The organism is Rhizobium freirei PRF 81, assembly GCF_000359745.1.
GTDB classification, from domain to species: Bacteria; Pseudomonadota; Alphaproteobacteria; order Rhizobiales; family Rhizobiaceae; genus Rhizobium; species Rhizobium freirei.
Genome location: NZ_AQHN01000084.1, coordinates 133,637 through 151,730, shown reverse-complemented (window position 1 = coordinate 151,730; position 18,094 = coordinate 133,637). Strand labels below are relative to the sequence as shown.

The following is an 18,094-nucleotide window of genomic DNA, read 5'->3' as shown; positions in this document are numbered from 1 at the left end:
ATTTTGAAATGACAAGCACTCCCAAGATCACCTTCATCGGCGCCGGCTCGACCGTGTTCATGAAGAACATCATCGGCGACGTCTTGCAGCGTCCGGCGCTTGCGGGCGCAAGGATCGCGCTGATGGACATCAATCCGCAACGGCTGGAAGAAAGCGCCATCGTCGCGCGCAAGCTCGCCTCGACCCTCGGCGCCTCAGCGACCGTCGAAACCTTCACCGACCAGCGCAAGGCGCTGGACGGCGCTCACTTCGTCGTCGTCGCCTTCCAGATCGGCGGCTATGAGCCCTGCACGGTCACCGATTTCGAGGTGCCGAAGAAATATGGCCTCCGTCAGACGATCGCCGACACCCTCGGCGTCGGTGGCATCATGCGCGGCCTGCGCACGGTTCCGCATCTGTGGAAGATCTGCGAGGACATGCTCGCCGTCTGCCCGAACGCAATCATGCTGCAATATGTGAACCCGATGGCCATCAACACCTGGGCGATCGGTGAGAAATACCCGACGATCAAGCAGGTCGGGCTTTGCCATTCGGTGCAGGGTACGGCCATGGAACTGGCGCACGATCTCGACATCCCCTATGACGAGATCCGCTACCGCTCGGCCGGCATCAACCACATGGCCTTCTATCTCGAATTCGAGCATCGCCAGCCGGATGGTTCCTATCGCAACCTCTATCCGGATCTCGTCCGCGCCTATCGCGAAGGACGTGCGCCAAAGCCCGGCTGGAACCCGCGCTGCCCGAACAAGGTGCGCTACGAGATGCTGACCCGCCTCGGCTATTTCGTCACCGAAAGCTCGGAGCATTTTGCCGAATACACGCCCTACTTCATCAAGGAAGGCCGCGAGGATCTGATCGAGAAGTTCGGCATCCCGCTCGACGAATATCCGAAGCGCTGCATCGAGCAGGTGGCGCGCTGGAAGAACCAGGCCGAGGAATATCGCACCGCCGAGAAGATCGAGGTCAAGCAATCGAAGGAATATGCCTCCTCGATCATCAATTCGGTCTGGACCGGCGAACCCTCCGTCATCTACGGCAACGTCCGCAACAATGGCTGCATCACCTCGCTGCCTAACAACTGCGCCGCGGAAGTCGCCTGCCTGGTCGATGCCTCCGGCATCCAGCCGACCTATGTCGGCGATCTGCCGCCGCAGCTGACCGCCCTCATCCGCACGAACATCAACGTGCAGGAGCTGACGGTAAAGGCGCTGTTGACGGAAAATCGCGAGCACATCTACCACGCCGCGATGATGGATCCGCACACGGCAGCCGAGCTCGATCTCGACCAGATCTGGTCGCTTGTCGACGAGTTGTTGGCCGCGCATGGCGAATGGCTGCCTGAATGGGCGCGCGGCAATCGCAAGGTTCAGGCCGCCTAAAGCTACTCTCTCCCGGCTTGCGGCCCAAAGGGCCTCGCGGCGCTGCCGCGAGGCCTTACATTTTCAGCTGCTGGGAAAAGATGAAAATCCAAAATGCAGCGAATGATGGCGGGACAACAGATGGCAAAGCGGGATCGACTGCGCTAGAAACGCTCGCAGTTTGGAGGAGACGAACGACATGGCCAGCTCGGAAACATTCACCACCGGAACATTTGTCGGTCGCATCTGGCGCCCGGATGTGGAGGGCCCTGCCCTGGTCACCGTCCGCGATGGCACGCTTTACGACATCACGTCGAAGGAAGCGCCGACCATGCGCGACCTCCTGGAAATGGACGATCCGGTTGCTTTCGTTCGCACGCAGACGGGCGAAGCCATCTGTGAGCTGGACACCCTGCTCGCGGGCAGAGCCGATCGCTCGTCCATCCATCTTCTCGCCCCCATCGATCTGCAGGCGATCAAGGCCTGCGGCGTCACCTTCGCCCGCTCGATGCTTGAGCGTGTCATCGAGGAACGCGCGGCCGGTAATCCGGATCTCGCCGAAGCGATCCGTGGTAAGGTCACCGCGCTCATCGGCGACAGCCTGCGCAACCTCAAGGCCGGCTCTCCCGAAGCCGCCAAGGTCAAAGCGGCACTGATCGAAGAAGGCGTCTGGTCGCAATATCTCGAAGTCGGCATCGGGCCGGACGCGGAAGTCTTTTCGAAATCGCAGGTGATGTCCTCGGTAGGGCTCGGCGCGGATGTGGGCCTGCATCCGATCTCCAAATGGAACAATCCGGAACCGGAGATCGTCCTTGCAGTCGACAGCCAGGGCCGGGTCAGAGGCGCTACGCTCGGCAACGACGTCAATCTGCGCGATGTCGAAGGACGGTCGGCGCTTTTGCTCGGCAAAGCCAAGGACAACAATGCTTCTTGCTCGATCGGCCCCTTCATCCGTCTGTTCGACGAGACTTACAGTCTCGACGATGTCCGCAACGCCGATCTCGACCTCAAGGTCGAGGGCGAGGACAGCTATGTGCTGCACGGCCGCTCGTCGATGAAAGAAATCAGCCGCGATCCGCTTGACCTCGTCTCTCAGACCATCGGCCGCCATCATCAATATCCGGATGGCCTGGTGCTGTTCATGGGAACGCTCTTCGCGCCCGTCGAAGACCGCGACACACCCGGGCAGGGTTTCACGCATAAGGTCGGCGACGTCGTCACCATCTCCAACGACAAGCTGGGTGCCTTGCGCAACCGCGTGCTTCTATCGACGGAATGCCCGCCATGGACCTTCGGTGTCTCCCACCTGATGCGCAATCTGGCGCGGCGCGGATTGATTTGAGAGGCCGGACGGCCAGCGCCCGGCAATCGTCTTTTTCAACGAGTTCGGAATGATCGATATTGTTCGCATCGCATGCCTCATCCTCGCCATCATCGGGATCGGCGGCGGATGGCGTCGCATCATCGCGACGAATGTGCAGGCCGCCGGCAATCCGGCTTTCAAGAATGACAAGGCGGCGAGAAGAGCTTTTATTCGCGAGAAGATGAAGGCGACCTGGCGCCTGCTTCTCATCGGCTGGATCGGGATCGCGCTTCTGATCTCGACCTTCTTTATCGCCCGCTAGAGCATTTCCAGGAAAAGCGCGAAGCGGTTTTTCGTCCGGAATGCATAAGAAAACAAGAAGATAGAGCGTTTCCGCGATTCAAAGAAGAGCGGATACGCTCTAGCAGGCGAAAGATGCCTGCAATCCCATCTGGGTTGGATTGCGTAGCGCGCTTCGCAAGGAATTTTAGCCGGACTAGGCAGAGCTACCTCAGTGCGTGGACATCGGCTGCGGTTGGCTCAAACGGCTGCGAACGGCCGTGAGTTCGGAGGTCGTATGGTTCAGACGATCCGCAAGAACGCGCATGATCTCGACGGCCATTTCCGGGAAATCGCTGAGCAGCTTCAGGAAATGCTCCTTGCTGATCTTCAGCGCCTCCAGCTTTGAGGTGGCCTTCACGGTCGCGGTACGGGAGACATCACAAAGGATGGCAATTTCGCCGACGATGGAGTTGAGGTCGACTTCGGCAACTTTGATCTCGCCGGCTGGGCTATCGACGAGAATATCAGCAGTTCCGGAAAGAACAACATAGGCCGCATCGCCTTGATCGCCCTGATGAAACAGGATCTGGCCAGCATTGTAACTAACGCGATCTGACGTAAACGCCAAAAGTTTCAACTTCGCGGGCGCAATGCGCGAAAAAATCGGCACCCGCTTCAGCATTTCGACTTCATCTTTCAGAAGCATGAGCTTCAAACCCCCAGTGTTCGGCCCCAGACGCCACTGTGCAGATAGAATATTACGATAACAGTTCTTTGAACATACCGTTTTTCTCTAAAAGATCGGTGGTCGATCCGCTTTCGACAAGGCTGCCGTGGTCGAAGACCAGCACACGGTCGAACAGCTCGGCAAAACTCGGATTGGACAGGACCCAGACAATCGCCGGCGCATGATCGCCGTTGTCGAGATCCCCCAGGATCGCTCTTGCGATCTGATCCTGGATGCGATGGTCGAGCGCCGGCAGAGGACGATTGCAGATGATGTAATCCGCCCGTTTCAAAAGCGCGCGGCCGAGATTGAGCTTCTGGCGCTGCACGTTCGTCAGACGCTTGCCGCCCGAACCGACATCGAAATCCAGGCCGATCGACAGCACGCCGTCATGCATGCCAAGACGCCCGAAGACATCATACATGATCTGGTGAATGCGCTCCGGAGCATTGGCCTGCTGATGCGCGATACGACCGAACAGCACATTGTCCATCAAGGTCGCGGACGCGGTGAAGCGTTCCGGATCATAGCGCTCGATGACGCTGGCAAGATCCGCCGGAATGTTTTCATAGAACTTGGCGCGCGCCTGGACGATCTTTTCCATGAGCATCTGCGTCAGAAGGCCGAAACGGTGACGAGGCTCGATGTAGGAAAAGCTTAGGCGGATAATCGCGGAGCGTTCGTCGTCGGTCGCAGCCTCGTAGCCCTTGCCGTTCAGCTTCTGCAGCAGCGCCTCGTAGGTCGGAATATCCTCCGCCGTCATGAAGGTCAGCTGCTGGAAGAAGGGATGATCAGGCGGCAAGTCCGTGAAGAGTTCGACGGCGTTTTCAGCAATCTCCAGACCCATATCGTATAGGTCGGAAATCAATCCCGTTTCTGCGAACAATTGCCGGAAATACGGATGCGCTGCAAGCTTGCGGTTGGTCATCTGCGGCCGCTTCAGCGTGCCGAACAGCAGATTTTCGCCAACGGTCGCCTGCAGATTATAGACATCGAACTGGAAGGGAACGACGAGATCCTCGAGTTTCTCCTCCTGCAGCCTCAGCCGCAACGCCTGACGCAGTTCGACGATGCGCGACGTCAGGTCCTGATGCGTCGCCGTATCGACATTCGAACGCAACGCCATGTCGAAAATATCCTGCGACATGGCAACGGCATCCAGGACCGGGCGGATAACGGAATAGATATCGTCCGGGCCGGTGGCGCCTGCCGCGGCGTAATCGACCCAATCGCTGTCGAGTTCCAGTTCGGGATTGGCCGCGCGCCGTGCCTCGTTCGCGCGCCACTTGGCCTTGGTCGCCTCTTCCTCGTCATAGACGGGAGGAATGAGTGGTGCGTGCTTGAGGCCATAGAGAAGATTGCTGCGCAACGTACCATGGAAGAAGAAGGTTTCGGAGGACGCGTAGGCGATGCGCCTTCCGGTCAGAGACTCCGGCAATTCCAATAGGTCACGCCCGTCAATCGAGATACGGCCGCTATCGGGCCAGACCAGCCTGCCGAACGCTTCGGCCAGGTATTCGCCACCGGCGCCGCTGTCGCCGACAACGGCGACCCGTTCTCCAGGCTGGATCTCGACCGAGATGTGATCGAGCACGCGAGCGCCGCTGTCGTCCATGACGGTCACGTTGGTCGCAACCAGGGAGTGGGTGATGCGGCCTGCGGGTGCGTGCGAAACGACCTGAATTTTCGGATCGATCAGGTGGTCGACACTGAACTGCTCGACCACCTGATTGTACTTGACCTGAACGTCCTGGCGCGACTGGTCCCAGTCGATCAGCTCCTTGAGGGGGCCGGGCAGATCCTTGTAGGCATTGATGACGGCGACGAGCTGACCGATGTCCAAACGCCCCTGCAAGGCGAGGAAGCCGCCAACCAGATAGAACAGGAAGGGCGTGACCTGTGCGAGGAAGTTGTTGATGAATTTCACCAGGAACTTCCATTGATAGAGATCGTAGCGGATCGAGAAGATCAGCCCGAGGCGGTGGGCGATGTCGGCACGCTCCAGGTTCGTCGTGTCGTTGGCATGAATGGTGCCGATACCATCGACAATCTCGCCGACGCGGCCGGAAAGCTCGCGTGCCGTCAGCTGCCGCTGGCGGCCGAGCTCGAGCAGCCGCTTGCGCATGCGGGGAATGACGATCGCCTGCACGGCGACGATGCCGGCTGCGATCATGCCCAGCCAGAAATTCTGCATGATGATGAAGATGAGAGCGGTGACCGCCTGACCGCCCAGCAGCGCCGGCTGCACGAAGGCATCGCCCGTGAAGCCGCCCATCGGCTCCACCTCGTCCTTGATCATGGTGGCAATCTCAGCGGGCTTCACCCGCTTGAAATGCGCCGGCGGAAAGCGCAATACGCGGTCGATCAGCTCGAAACGGATGCGACGCAGCATACGCTCGCCGAGCCGACCCTTATAGGTGTTGATATAGAGCTTGAAGAGACCGTTGAGCACGACGAGCGCAAGGAACACCAGGCTCAACGCGATCAGCATCCACATGCGGGTGAGATGTATGCCTTGAAACACTTCCAAATGGCCGATCAACGGCACATCGAAAGCAATATGCATGAACGTCTGTGTGTCGCCCGGATGCTCGAAACCCTTGCCCTGGATCGGCCCGTTGACGATCTGCTTCGGCAGGTCGAAGGACAGGAAATACGGGATCATCGAAGCCGCAACGACCAGCAGGATCCAAACCTGCTCCAGCCGGGTGTTCGACCAAATGTAACGCGCTAGGCTTTTTTCCATCGCTTATTGCAGGCTTTCAGATTAAAGCGCCCAGCGCCGACTGAATGCCGGCACCGTAGTTGCATAAATGCAGGGTGAGTTTGTTGCGGATGCGTGGCCCCATTATGAAAACGGACTCCGACCGATCTTTCGTCCACGCTCCTCCCGATTCATCGATTTCCTGATTTATATCACAAGATTGCAGGAATCCAGGAGCATAAATCGACGGGACAACTCGATCGTCATCTTGCCCCGGCCGTCACGCGGCTCCGCGAATGACGGACGAGGTTCTTGCCGCTCCGCCAAGATCGATGTCGGGGCTATGCGGCTTGGGCCGAGACAGGGCAGTCTCCACCGCCGCGACAAGCAGGTCCGTCGTCAGCCCCGCCTCCGGCAAAGCGAGCGCCAGACCCAGCCTCTCCAGTCGCTCGGCCCGGACCGATTGTTCCGTTTCGCCGCCAGCCGTGAACGGCACCAGAATGGCGCGGCAGCCGGCAACGAGGAGGTCGCCGACGGTATTGTAGCCCGCTTGGGAAATCGACAGCTCCGCCCCTCTCAGCAGGGACGGGAAATCCTTGCGGAATCGGACGAGCTCGACATTGCCAGGCGCATCCGCGGCGAGATCGGCAAAATCCTGCTCCGGCAGGTTCGGCCCGGTCACCAGCAGCCAGCGGCGGTCGATCGCCACGCGGCGTGCCGCCTCGAGCGACGCGCGGATGAGATCGCGGCCGACGGCGCCACCGCCGGCCGAGACGACGATATCGAAGGCCTCCTCAGGCTCCGGCGGCAGCGCCGGCGCGACAAGCCCGGTGTAGACGATCTTGTCGGCGATGGATGCGGTCAGGGGAAAAGTCTCTTCCAACCGGATGAAATGAGGATCGCCGTGAACGAGAACACCATCGAAGTGATCGCGAAGCAGCCCCACGGTCTCCTCGTCCCGGCCCGGCTTCTTCTGCTGCTGCAGAATATCGCGTACCGACGTATAGAGCCGCGGCTTGCGATCGGCCTTGGCAATGGCATCGAGCAGGGGCAGCAGCTCAAAGCGCATCTGCCGCCGCCCGAAGGGAAAGGCTTCAATGATGACGACGTCCGGCTCGGCTTGCCGAAACGCTTCGAGCAAAAGCTCGCAGCGGCGCGCCAGAAACGCCTCGTCGACCGGGTTGCCGGATTGGTCGGCAAGTCCGGAAAAGCCGGCGCTGCTGGCGACCACAGGCGGCAACGTGACGGAGGTCACGTCGCTGCCAGGAAAGCCATTCACGGGAATGCCACCGGTGACGACCGTCACCTGGCAGCCGTCCTTCGCCATGGCGCTGGCGATGCGGCTGGCCCGCGCCAGATGGCCGATGCCGAGCAGATGCTGAACGTAGAAGAATATGCGCAAGGGGTTGGCACGTGTGACCGTCATGCGGATTTCCGCCATTGATCTTCCTTTTGCCACTGCTCCTCGAACAGCCGCGTCAATTGCCGAATGCTGGCATGATGGTCGAAATGTTCGCGCACCCGACGCTCAGCGGCATCCCCGAGCCGGTGGCGCAGCGCCGGATTGCGGATCGCAAGCTCCAGCGCCGCCGCAAGCGCCTGGGGATCTTCCGTGGGAACTACAAGGCCGTTTTCGCGATCGTCGAGCAGCTCGGGAACGCCGGAGACATCGGTTGAGATGCAGACAAGGCGCTGACTGGACGCCTCGACAAGCACATTCGGCAGACCGTCGCGATCGCCATCGGCAGCCACGCGGCAGGCGAGCGCGAAAATATCCGCCTGCCGGTAATGTGCCAGCACCTCTTCCTGTGCCAAGGCGCCCTTCCAGGTGAGGCGATCGACAATGCCGAGCGTCTCGGCCAATGCCTTCAATTTGGACAGGCCGTCGCCGCCGCCGATATGGGTGAAACGCCAGTTGAGATCGCCCGGCAACAGTGCCAGTGCCCGAAGCAGCACGTCATACCCCTTCTTCTCCACCGCGCGCCCGACGCTGAGGATGAAGGCGGGATCGGAAATGTCGGCGCCATCACGATTGGAATGTCCGCCGACAAAGGGTCCGAAACGGTCGAGATCGAGGCCGTGATAGCTCAGATAGACCTTGTCATCCACCTTGATCAGGTCGCGCATGTGCTCGAAGCCGTTGTGTGTACAGGTCACCGTCCAGCGAGCCCGGCCAAGCTTCTCCGAAAGCTCCCAGTCCGGCGAGGTCCAGATATCCTTGGCATGTGCCGAGCAGGTCCAGGGAATGCCGGTCATGATGCTGGCATAAGCGGTTACCGACGCCGGAGTGTGAATGAAATGCGCGTGCAGCCACTCGCCCCCTTCAGGCCATTCATGCGCCAGCACCAAGGCCTGACCGAAGCGGCGCACGCGATTTGGCGTGATATCGCGCTTGAGATCGGCCCAGAATTGCTTCAGCAGCGGCTTGAACCCGGGTTTGGCGATGCCGGCGAAGAAGGCGCGCAGAACTCTCACCGGCTCGTTGTGCAGGTATTCAGGCAGATAAACCACGCGCGCCTTGATCTCGTCATGGACGGGATGGCGCTTCTTGTCCGTCGGCTTTCGCATCGAAATCAGCGTCAGGTCGAACCCGGCCCTTTCCAGGCCGAGAAGTTCCTGTGCGATGAAGGTTTCCGACAGGCGGGGGTAGCCCTTGAGGACTACCAGTATTTTCTTTCGCATCGACGAGTCCCGATGATCTACTCGGCAACGATCGATAGCGGCGTATAGCGCTCGCGATCATCGAACCACTCGCCGATGGTGCGCGAAATGCGCACCAGCCCTTCCAGACGCATGTCATTGCTGCTCGCCGAAGGCGGTGCACGATTGGGCAGTCGCTTCAAGGCGGCGGCAAGCTGCTTCGGATCGACGGATTCCTCCGGCAGCAGCATATCGACGAGACCGAGCTCGCTTGCCCGCTGCGCCCGGATCAGCTGCTCCTCGCGCGGCCGCGTGCGCGGAATGATCAGCGCCGGCTTGTCGAAGGAGAGGATCTCGCAATAGGTGTTGTAGCCGCCCATGGCGACGACGCCCTTTGCGCCGGCGATCAGCTCCTCCATCTTGTTGTCGAACTCGATCACCTGCAGACAGGCAATCTTGCTTGCGCGTTCCAGGAGCTGGCTTCGCTCCTTAGCCGGCATATAGGGGCCGAGAACGATGAGCGTCTTGTGCGTCAGGGTTTCGTCATGCTCGAAGGCGCCGATGACATCGCTGACCAGATCCGCACCATCGCCGCCGCCGCCGGTGGTCACCAGGATATAGTCCTCGTCGGGAACATGTTCCGACTTCGTGCCGAGGGTGGAAACGCTGCGCTGGAGGAAGCCGACGAACTCCATCTTCCGGCGCACGCCCGCGGGAACATCAAGGCCGACGAGCGGATCGTGAAAATCCGGTGGGCCGTAGACCCAGACGCGATCGTAGAACTGGTCGATCTTGTGCAGAACGTTGTTCTTCTTCCACTCCGCATCCAGCAGATGCGGTGCGTCCATGACGTCGCGCATGCCGAGGACGAGCGTCGTGCCACGAGCCTTGAGATAGGTCAGCGTTTCCTCGATTTCGCCCTTTAGCCCCATCGGCTCCTTATCGACGATGAATACGTCGGGCTGAAATGTTTCTGCGGTATGGCGAATGATCGATTGCCGCATCTTCAGCGTTTCCTGGAGGGCGACGTGGCTCGCCATCGACGTATATTCGCCATCGCGCAGCTTGATGACGCTCGGCACTTTGACGAAATCGACGCGCGATCGATAGTCGAAAGCACCGGCGATCGTTGCGCCGGAAATGATCAACACGTTCAGCCCGCGATAATCCTCCACGAGAGAATGTGCGATCGTACGGCATCGTCTGAGATGGCCGAGACCGAACGTGTCGTGGCTATACATGAGGATTCGAGCATCTTCTAAGCGCCGCTTCATGGGCAAAACCTCTGGGGGATGAAAGTCATGTACGCGATTTGTCGGCAAACGACATCCGCGTCCGCTCGTCGAATTGCAATCCTGTCTTCGCCATTCACCCTGCTATTTGTAGGGATCGGCTGCATCGCGCAAGCCGTCTCCTAAAAAGTTGAACGCCAGAATGACCAAAATCACCGGGATCATCGGGAAAAGAAGCCATGGATAGAAGGCGATCACGCTGACGTCCTTGGCCTCGGTCAGCAGAATACCCCAGCTCGTGATCGGCGGGCGCAGGCCTAATCCGAGGAAGCTCAGCGCCGTCTCGCCGAGAATCATGCGAGGAACAGCGGTCGTCGCCGCAGCGATCAGATACGACATGAACCCCGGCACAAGATGACGGCCGATGATGCGCCTCGTGGGGGCGCCCATCAGCTGCGCGGCAAGCACATAGTCTTCCTCGCGCAACGATAGAAGCTTGGAGCGAACTGCGCGCGCAAGACCCGTCCAGTCCAGAATGCCGAGAATGATGGTAATGCCGAAATACACGATAATCGGGCTCCAGCTTACCGGCATGATCGCTGCTAGCGCCATCCATAGCGGCAGGCTTGGTATCGATTGAAGGATTTCGATCACGCGCTGGACAAGCAGGTCGAACAGGCCGCCGTGATATCCCGCAAGACCGCCGATGACGATCCCGAGCACGAAGCTGATGGCAATGCCGATCAACCCGATCGTCAGGGATATGCGTGCGCCGTAGATGATCCGCGACAGCACGTCACGGCCGAGCCGGTCGGTTCCCAGCAGATACATCTGACCGCCGACGGCCGGGCAAACCAGATGGACGTTTGACTCCACCAGCCCCCAGAAGCGATAGGCATCGCCGCGACAGAAGAAGCGGATGGGCTGCACGTCCGATGTGTTGTCGGTGTAGCTCCGGCGCAACGTGTCAATATCGAGCGTCATCTTGCGGCCATAGACGAACGGCCCGACGAAGTTGCCCTTATCGAAAAAGTGAATCGCCTGCGGTGGCGAATGAATATAGTCGACGTTGCGGCTGTGCAGCCCATAAGGCGCCACGAACTCCACAATCAGGATCATCCCATACATCAGCGCCAGGAAGATGCCGGATGCGAGCGCGAGCTTGTGTTTCTTGAACTTCCACCACATCAGCTTCTTTTGAGAGGCCATGTAGTAGCGTTGCTGGCCAGCGGACATGGCCTCGAACTGATCCGGATCGAAATCCGCGCTCGAGACATAATGCTCCAGTGGGGCGCCGGGGCTTGGCAGGGGTGCGGTCACTTTGTACTCCTGCCTTGCAAGCGGATGCGGGGATCGAGAAAGCCGAGAGCGATATCGGAAATCAACACGCCGATGACGTTGAGGAAGGCCAGGAACATCAGGAACGAGCCGGCAAGATACATGTCCTGGCTCTGCAAGGCACGGATCAGCATCGGGCCTGTCGTCTCAAGCGACAGCACAATGGCGGTGATTTCGGCGCCGGAAATGATCGACGGCAGGATGGAACCGATATCGGCGACGAAGAAGTTCAACGCCATGCGCAACGGATATTTGACCAGCGCCCTCAGCGGATGCAGGCCCTTGGCGTGCGCGGTGATGACATATTGCTTCGGCATTTCATCGAGCAGGTTGGCGCGGAGGCGGCGGATCATCCCGGCCGTCCCCGCCGTGCCGACGATGATGACGGGGATCCACAGATGCGCCAGGATCGAACGCGCCTTTTCCCAGCTCATCGGCTGCGACAGGTATTTTTGATCCATCAGATGGCCGACCGACACTCCGAACCAGACATTGGCGAAATACATCAGGATCAGCGCCAGCATGAAGTTCGGGATGGCGATGCCAAGCAATCCGAGAAAGGTGAGGCCGTAGTCGCCCCAGCTGTATTGATGCGTGGCCGAATAGATACCGATCGGGAAGGCGATCAGCCACGTCACGAGGATCGTCGTCATCGACACCAGAATGGTCAGCCACAGGCGGTCGCCGACCACATCCGATACCGGCAGCTGATATTCGAAGGAGTAGCCGAAATCGCCATGCAGCATGCCGGCGACCCAGCGGAGATATTGAATCGGAAGCGGCCGGTCGAGCCCATATTCGTGGCGAAGCTCTTCTATCTGCTGGAGGTTTGCGGTCTCGCCCTGAGCGCGCAGTTCGGCGATCTGGCTTTCGAAGAAATCGCCAGGCGGGAGCTGGATGATGGTGAAGACCAGCATGGAGATGACGATCAACGTCGGGATCATCACCGCAATGCGCCAGAAGATATATCTAAGCATTGGGACGATCCTCCTTCATCCAGAAGGTGTCTGGCATGTAAACCCCGAGATAGCAGGTCGGATCGAAGCCGTAGAGCGCCTTATCGGGCACGTTCTGCATGCGCGACGAGTGAACGATCGGCTGCAGCGTGCCGTTGACGAGCCCGATGGAGAAAACCTGGTCCGCATAGATCGCCAGCATATTGTGCCAGATCTCGGCACGCTCGAAGGAGGATGCGGCCTCCTCCCACTCATGAAGCAGCTTGACGAGTTTGGCCGCCTCCGGAACGTCGGGCGCAACCCCTTTCGTCTCGCGCGAGAGGTAATACATGCCCCAGAGCGGCCATTGCATCTGGTCGTCGGTCGTGGGTGCCAGCTCCGCCGGATTCATGTCCGCCGTCGGCACGCCGTTGTCGAGGCCGTACCACAACGACATCTGAATGCGCCCGCCCATGGCACGGCTGCGAAAGACATCGCGTTGTGACACACGCGTGAAAAGCGCAATGCCGATCTTGCGCCAGTGATCGGTCACCAGTTCCAGGACGTCGGAATCAAGCGTGCTTTCACCCGGCGTTTCCACGGTGATCTCCATCCGCCGCCCATCCGGCAACAGACGGATGCCGTCATCGTCGCGCTTGGCAAGGCCGGCGGTATCGAGGAGAGCATTGGCCTGATCCGGATCGTGCGCGATCCAGGCCGACGCATATTCAGGCTTGAAGAGCGGGCTGTCCGGCAGGACGGTATTGGCGCTTTCCGTGCCAAGGCCGTAGAAGACGGCCATGTTGATCTCATGGCGGTCGATCGCCAGCGACATGGCTCTACGCACCCTGACATCGCGCAGGACATCCCGCCAGACAGCATCGGCGCTGTTCATATTTGGAAACAGCGCGACGCGCGAGCCGCGCACCATTTTCCAAAGATTGACCTTGACCGGATAGCGCTTCTCCGCCTCTTTCAGGAAAGTATAGTCGCTGAAGTCTATGCCGGTTGCCTGCAGATCACTCTCTCCCGCACCGGTCTTGGCGGCGATGATCGACGACGAACTGATGTTCAGGATCATGCGGTCGATGTAGGGCAGCTGCCGCCCATTCTCGTCAACGCGATGAAAATAGGGGTTGCGTTCGAATATGAACTGCTCGGCTGGCGGTGCCGTCGTGTTTTTCCAGGGATCGAGGACCGGCAGATTGGGATTTTCAGGCCGGTACGAGCGGCCCATCTTGATATGAAGGTCCTGCCACTTCTTCGCCCGGTTTTCCTGCATCAGCGAAGCAAGGCGAATGCTGTCCTGGTATTTCTTGTGGAACTGCTTGAGGTAATGCGCCGGGCCGGCGATGATCAGCGGCTGCGGGGCGGCAAGGGTCGACAGGAAACCCGGATTGGGATCGTCCCAGGAATAACGCACCGTCAATTCGTCGAGCATCTCAAAACGCGGCAGGCTGCCGTGCGGACGCAGCTCCAAGGCCCCGCCGCCGGGTGTGAGCTGCTTGTCGAGAATGACGTCTTCCCACCAGTAGCGGAAGTCATTGGCAGTGAAGGGCTGCCCGTCCGACCATTTATGCCCTTCGCGCAACTTGAAGGTGAAAACCATATCGTTGACGGAGGAAAAAGACTCCAGAATATCCGGCTGTAGCGTCAGGCTGCGGTCGTAGCCGACGAGACGGGCATAGCCGTAGATCGTCATGAAACGGATATCGTTCTGGCTGCCGATGATAGTTCGCACCGAACCGCCATAGTGGCCCGGTGTGCGTCCCATGGCGGCGACGTTGACGACGCGCGGGAATTTCGGCAGGCGCTTGGCGAGATGCGGCAACTGGCCGGCTCTCAGCCAATCGGCGAGATATTCGGGCTCGTTGTCGACATCGGCTGCGGCAAGAGGCGAAGGAAGCACCGCGGAGGCCAGTAGGCCGAGAAAGGTTCTGCGAGTTACCATTTGCGCAGCTCCTGGGCATCGACACCCCTGCGTGCGCGAACGAAATGACCACCGCCCAAATCGGTATAGGCGAGGGCTGCGTCTCCGCTTTCCGAGAACTGCGGCCCCCATTTCTGCCGTGCTGCTGGCCCCTCGCTGTTCAATGCCGAGAAATCCAGCGGCCGGTCGAGATCGGGGAACGGCACGGCTGCAAGCAGCGAGCGGGTGTAGGGATGGACGGGCTCGCGCAAGATGATCTCACGCGGCGCGATTTCGACGATCCGACCCCGCGCCATGACGGCAATCCGGTCGGCCATATAGTCGACCACGGCAAGGTTATGCGAGATGAACAGATAGGTCAGGCCGAGCTCCTTCTGCAGATCCTTGAGAAGATTGAGGATCTGCGCCTGGACCGAGACGTCGAGCGCTGAGACGGGCTCATCGAGGATCAAAAGCTTCGGCCCCAGCGCCAATGCGCGCGCAATGCCGATGCGCTGGCGCTGGCCGCCCGAGAAGCTGTGGGGATAGCGGCTCAGATAGTGCTTATCGAGCCCGATCGCCTGCATCAGCGCCTTGACCTTCTCCCTGCGTTCGTCGCTATCGCCATGCCCATGGATCTCCAGGGGCTCGCTTAGGATATTACGGACCGTCATGCGCGGCGAGAGCGACGAGACAGGGTCCTGGAAGACCATCTGTATCTTCGTGCGCAGATCCATCAAATCCCTGCCTTTGACGGCGAGCAAATCGATCTTGCCGCTGCCGTCGTCGAAGCTGACGGAGCCGCTGTCGGCCCTGATCGCCCGCATGAGGATCTTGCTCACCGTCGTCTTGCCGCAGCCGCTTTCGCCGACAAGACCAAGACATTCACCGCGACGGATATCGAAGCCGACATCATCCACGGCGCGGAATTTCGTGCCGTCCCGCTTGCCGAACAGCCCGCCGGCTTTCGAAGTATAGGTCTTGGTCAGGTTGCGCACGCTGAGCAGGATTTCCGGCGTCGTACCCGATGTCGCCGGACTGCCGGCGATGAGCTTCTTCTTGCCGGAAAACGTGCCGAGATTGACGGGAACCTCGCGTAGAGCCTTCAGCCGCTCGCCCGGCTTCATGTCGAAATGCGGCACCGCGGCCATCAGCGCCTTCAGATAGCGGTGCTGCGGATTGCGGAAGATCGCATCGACCGGCCCCGCCTCCATGATCTCGCCATGATAGATGACAACGACCTCATCGGCCATGTTGGCGACGACGCCGAGATCGTGGGTGATCAACAGCATCGCCATGTTGAAGCTCTGCTGCAGATTGCGCAACAGGCCGAGGATCTGCGCCTGGATGGTGACGTCGAGCGCCGTCGTCGGCTCATCGGCAATCAGCAGCGCCGGGTTGCAAATCAGCGCCATGGCGATCATCGCACGCTGCCGCATGCCCCCCGAAAGCTCGAAGGGATACATGTTGAACGTATGATAGGGATCCTGAAAGCCGACAAGGCCCAGCATCTCCTCGGTCATTTCGCGCTGCTCCGCCCTGCTGATGCCGGGACGATGGATACGCAGCGCCTCACTGATCTGATTGCCGACGGTGTGCAACGGCGACAGCGAGGTCATCGGCTCCTGAAAGATCTTCGCCATGCGCGCGCCGCGCAGCCTGCGCATCTCAACTCCATCACGCGGCAACTGGAGAAGGTCCGTCGTCTGGCCATCGAGCGGATCGGTAAAGAGAATGCGTCCCGTTGCCTTTGCCGCGGCGGGAAGAATGCCCATGATCGACTGACTGATAATCGATTTTCCCGAGCCGGATTCGCCCACCAATGCCGTAACCTTGCCGGGAAGCACCCTCAGGCCGGCATTCTTGACGACATTCAGCTTATCTCCATAAAGCGAGAACGAGACGTCGAGGTTCTCGACACGCAGCAGATCAGTCCCTGACGCCATACATATTACTTCCCGCTCACCTGACCTTTGTGGCCTTATACGGCACACTAACGTAGGCCAGAACAGGTGTCTAGCTTATCTGAGCAGTGCTGGGACTGTTAAAAAACTGTCGTCTTTCCAGTGGTATATGGGCTTATGCTGAACTGATCGAATGCAACAGTCAGGGTCGGAACCTATCGACTTGAAGACGGCTCTCGAACTTCTTGGCATCCCTATGTAACAGAATGACCTGCTCCGCCTCGGATAACCCATCCGTCTCCGTGTCGCTGAAGATATCCGCCACGCGGCTGGCCGCCGTTGCGGGCTTCGGAGAGACGACTGTAAAGCGCTGACGCACGCCGCGCAGCTTCTCCTCCCCAAGCGTTCCCCATTCGCAATCCGTGTAGCCGGAGAATGCCTGGCTGGCGACGACCTCGGTCGCATATTTCTTGGTCAGCGATTGCAATCGCTCCACTTCGTTGACGGCAGCACCGAAGGCCGAAAACGTCAGCCGGTCCTTCAAGCCGACATTGCCGAACATGACATTGCCGACATGCAGACCGATCCCGTAGCGCACGGCGCTCAGATTGCGGGACTGGCGCTCCTCGTTCAGGGCGGAGACGCGACGCTGCGCTTCGAAGACGGCCGACAGCGCCGCCTCGCAGGCCACCTTCGACGGATCCTTGTGCCGGCCGCAAGGGTAGACGGCCAGAAATCCGTCGCCGAGAAAGCTCATTATTTCGCCACCATTGCGGTTAAAGGGCGCAGCAATCGCGTCGAAGAATTCGTTGAGCGTATCGATATAGGCCTGCCGCCCCTCCTTCTCGGCATAAACGGTGGATTGCCGCATGTCGCCCATGACCAGCGCGGCACGGATCGTCTCGCCGTCGCCGCGGCGGATTTGCCCGTTCAGCACGCGCTTGCCGGCGTCGCCGCCAAGATAGGTCGTCAGCATGTTGTTCGCGAGCCGGCCGAGAACGGCCATCTTGGCAGCCATGGCCAGATGGTTCTGGATGCGCATCAGCGCTGCGATCATATCCTCGCTGAACCCGCCGATGCTGTCGGTGGACCAGGAACCCATCATGCCCTGCACCGACCCCGCGCCGAAGGTCTGCACGAAGGCGAGGTAATCGGTGACCTTCTCCTTACGCAAATCCTCGAAAATCGGAAACTCGATGGCGCCGTCAAGATCGATCCGGCGGCGCAAGTGCTGGAGATTGTTCGACAGCAGATAATAATAGGGGCTCTGAACGAAGCGCTCGGGCTTTTCGTTCACATGCCGGTAGCCCTCGATCGTCAGCCCGCCGGCACGCCGCCAGGTAAAGCCAAGCGCATCATAGAGCGGATGCAGCATCGAGAAGGTCAGATGCACCCGATTGATCGGCATACCGGTGGCTGCCATGCGCTCGCAGAACCCCCGAACGATGGTCTCAAGGTTCTCCCCGGTCAACGCCGCCTGCGTCAACCACTCTGCCACCTTGTCGAGAAGAATATCGGAAACAGTCGAATGAGCAGTCATTATCCCCGCGGCCTATCTTTGCAATTATCGACGCGTCGCCCAACACTGCATCGGCGGCCGATCCCCGAGCTGCCCCTGCAGTGCCTCCGGCCTAGTTGGGTCGGATGAAACAATCATGTGAGGCAGCGGCACTTCTCCCCGAAAGCCCAGGATCGCACCGATGCCATAAAAATCTTGCTGCATTTCGCCGCGGTCGGCGCCGCCAAAGTGCAGCAAAAGCCA

General features: G+C 59.9%; 13 protein-coding genes. 3 read left to right on the top strand and 10 right to left on the bottom strand.

The window, feature by feature from the left end:
- Nucleotides 1-8: 8 nt before the first annotated feature.
- The 3 genes from melA (at nt 9) to RHSP_RS24105 (ending at nt 2,983) form a co-directional block, all read left to right on the top strand.
- Nucleotides 9-1,379: an alpha-glucosidase/alpha-galactosidase gene (gene melA, locus RHSP_RS24115; protein ID WP_004124552.1), complete on the top strand. Its 1,371-nt coding sequence runs from the start codon at nt 9-11 to the stop codon at nt 1,377-1,379.
- 178 nt (nt 1,380-1,557) lie between these two features.
- The gene (locus RHSP_RS24110) at nt 1,558-2,700 is read left to right on the top strand and encodes a fumarylacetoacetate hydrolase family protein (RefSeq protein WP_004124549.1); all 1,143 of its coding nucleotides are present in this window, start codon (nt 1,558-1,560) and stop codon (nt 2,698-2,700) included.
- Between the two features lie 49 nt (nt 2,701-2,749).
- A complete protein-coding gene (locus RHSP_RS24105; protein ID WP_004124547.1) occupies nt 2,750-2,983 on the top strand; it encodes a hypothetical protein in 234 nt (77 codons plus the stop codon).
- Between the two features lie 189 nt (nt 2,984-3,172).
- Here the strand turns inward: RHSP_RS24105 and RHSP_RS24100 are convergent, their stop codons facing one another.
- From RHSP_RS24100 to RHSP_RS24055, 10 genes are all read right to left on the bottom strand, one after another.
- On the bottom strand, nt 3,173-3,649 hold the full coding sequence (locus tag RHSP_RS24100; RefSeq protein WP_004124544.1) for a cyclic nucleotide-binding domain-containing protein: 477 nt from the start codon (nt 3,647-3,649) through the stop codon (nt 3,173-3,175).
- A 52-nt stretch (nt 3,650-3,701) separates the two neighbouring features.
- Nucleotides 3,702-6,416: an ABC transporter ATP-binding protein gene (locus RHSP_RS24095; RefSeq protein ID WP_037154206.1), complete on the bottom strand. Its 2,715-nt coding sequence runs from the start codon at nt 6,414-6,416 to the stop codon at nt 3,702-3,704.
- Nucleotides 6,417-6,654: 238 nt separating this feature from the next.
- Entirely contained in the window at nt 6,655-7,800 is a 1,146-nt protein-coding gene (locus RHSP_RS24090) for a glycosyltransferase family protein (RefSeq protein ID WP_037154542.1), read from the bottom strand.
- Nucleotides 7,797-9,056 carry a glycosyltransferase family 4 protein gene (locus RHSP_RS24085; protein ID WP_004124534.1) on the bottom strand — a complete coding sequence of 420 codons (1,260 nt, stop codon included), beginning with the start codon at nt 9,054-9,056 and terminating at the stop codon, nt 7,797-7,799. The genes RHSP_RS24090 and RHSP_RS24085 overlap by 4 nt, the downstream gene beginning before the upstream one ends.
- 17 nt (nt 9,057-9,073) lie before the next feature.
- Entirely contained in the window at nt 9,074-10,288 is a 1,215-nt protein-coding gene (locus RHSP_RS24080; RefSeq protein WP_004124532.1) for a glycosyltransferase family protein, read from the bottom strand.
- Nucleotides 10,289-10,390: 102 nt separating this feature from the next.
- Nucleotides 10,391-11,566, bottom strand: coding sequence for an ABC transporter permease (locus tag RHSP_RS24075; protein WP_004124531.1), 1,176 nt, complete (start codon nt 11,564-11,566; stop codon nt 10,391-10,393).
- On the bottom strand, nt 11,563-12,561 hold the full coding sequence (locus RHSP_RS24070) for an ABC transporter permease (protein WP_004124524.1): 999 nt from the start codon (nt 12,559-12,561) through the stop codon (nt 11,563-11,565). Before RHSP_RS24070 ends, RHSP_RS24075 begins: the two co-directional genes overlap by 4 nt.
- A complete protein-coding gene (locus RHSP_RS24065; RefSeq protein WP_004124521.1) occupies nt 12,554-14,470 on the bottom strand; it encodes an ABC transporter substrate-binding protein in 1,917 nt (638 codons plus the stop codon). Before RHSP_RS24065 ends, RHSP_RS24070 begins: the two co-directional genes overlap by 8 nt.
- A complete protein-coding gene (locus tag RHSP_RS24060) occupies nt 14,464-16,374 on the bottom strand; it encodes an ABC transporter ATP-binding protein (RefSeq protein ID WP_004124519.1) in 1,911 nt (636 codons plus the stop codon). The genes RHSP_RS24065 and RHSP_RS24060 overlap by 7 nt, the downstream gene beginning before the upstream one ends.
- Nucleotides 16,375-16,534: 160 nt before the next feature.
- Entirely contained in the window at nt 16,535-17,872 is a 1,338-nt protein-coding gene (locus tag RHSP_RS24055) for an adenylate/guanylate cyclase domain-containing protein (RefSeq protein ID WP_037154201.1), read from the bottom strand.
- Nucleotides 17,873-18,094: the final 222 nt, after the last annotated feature.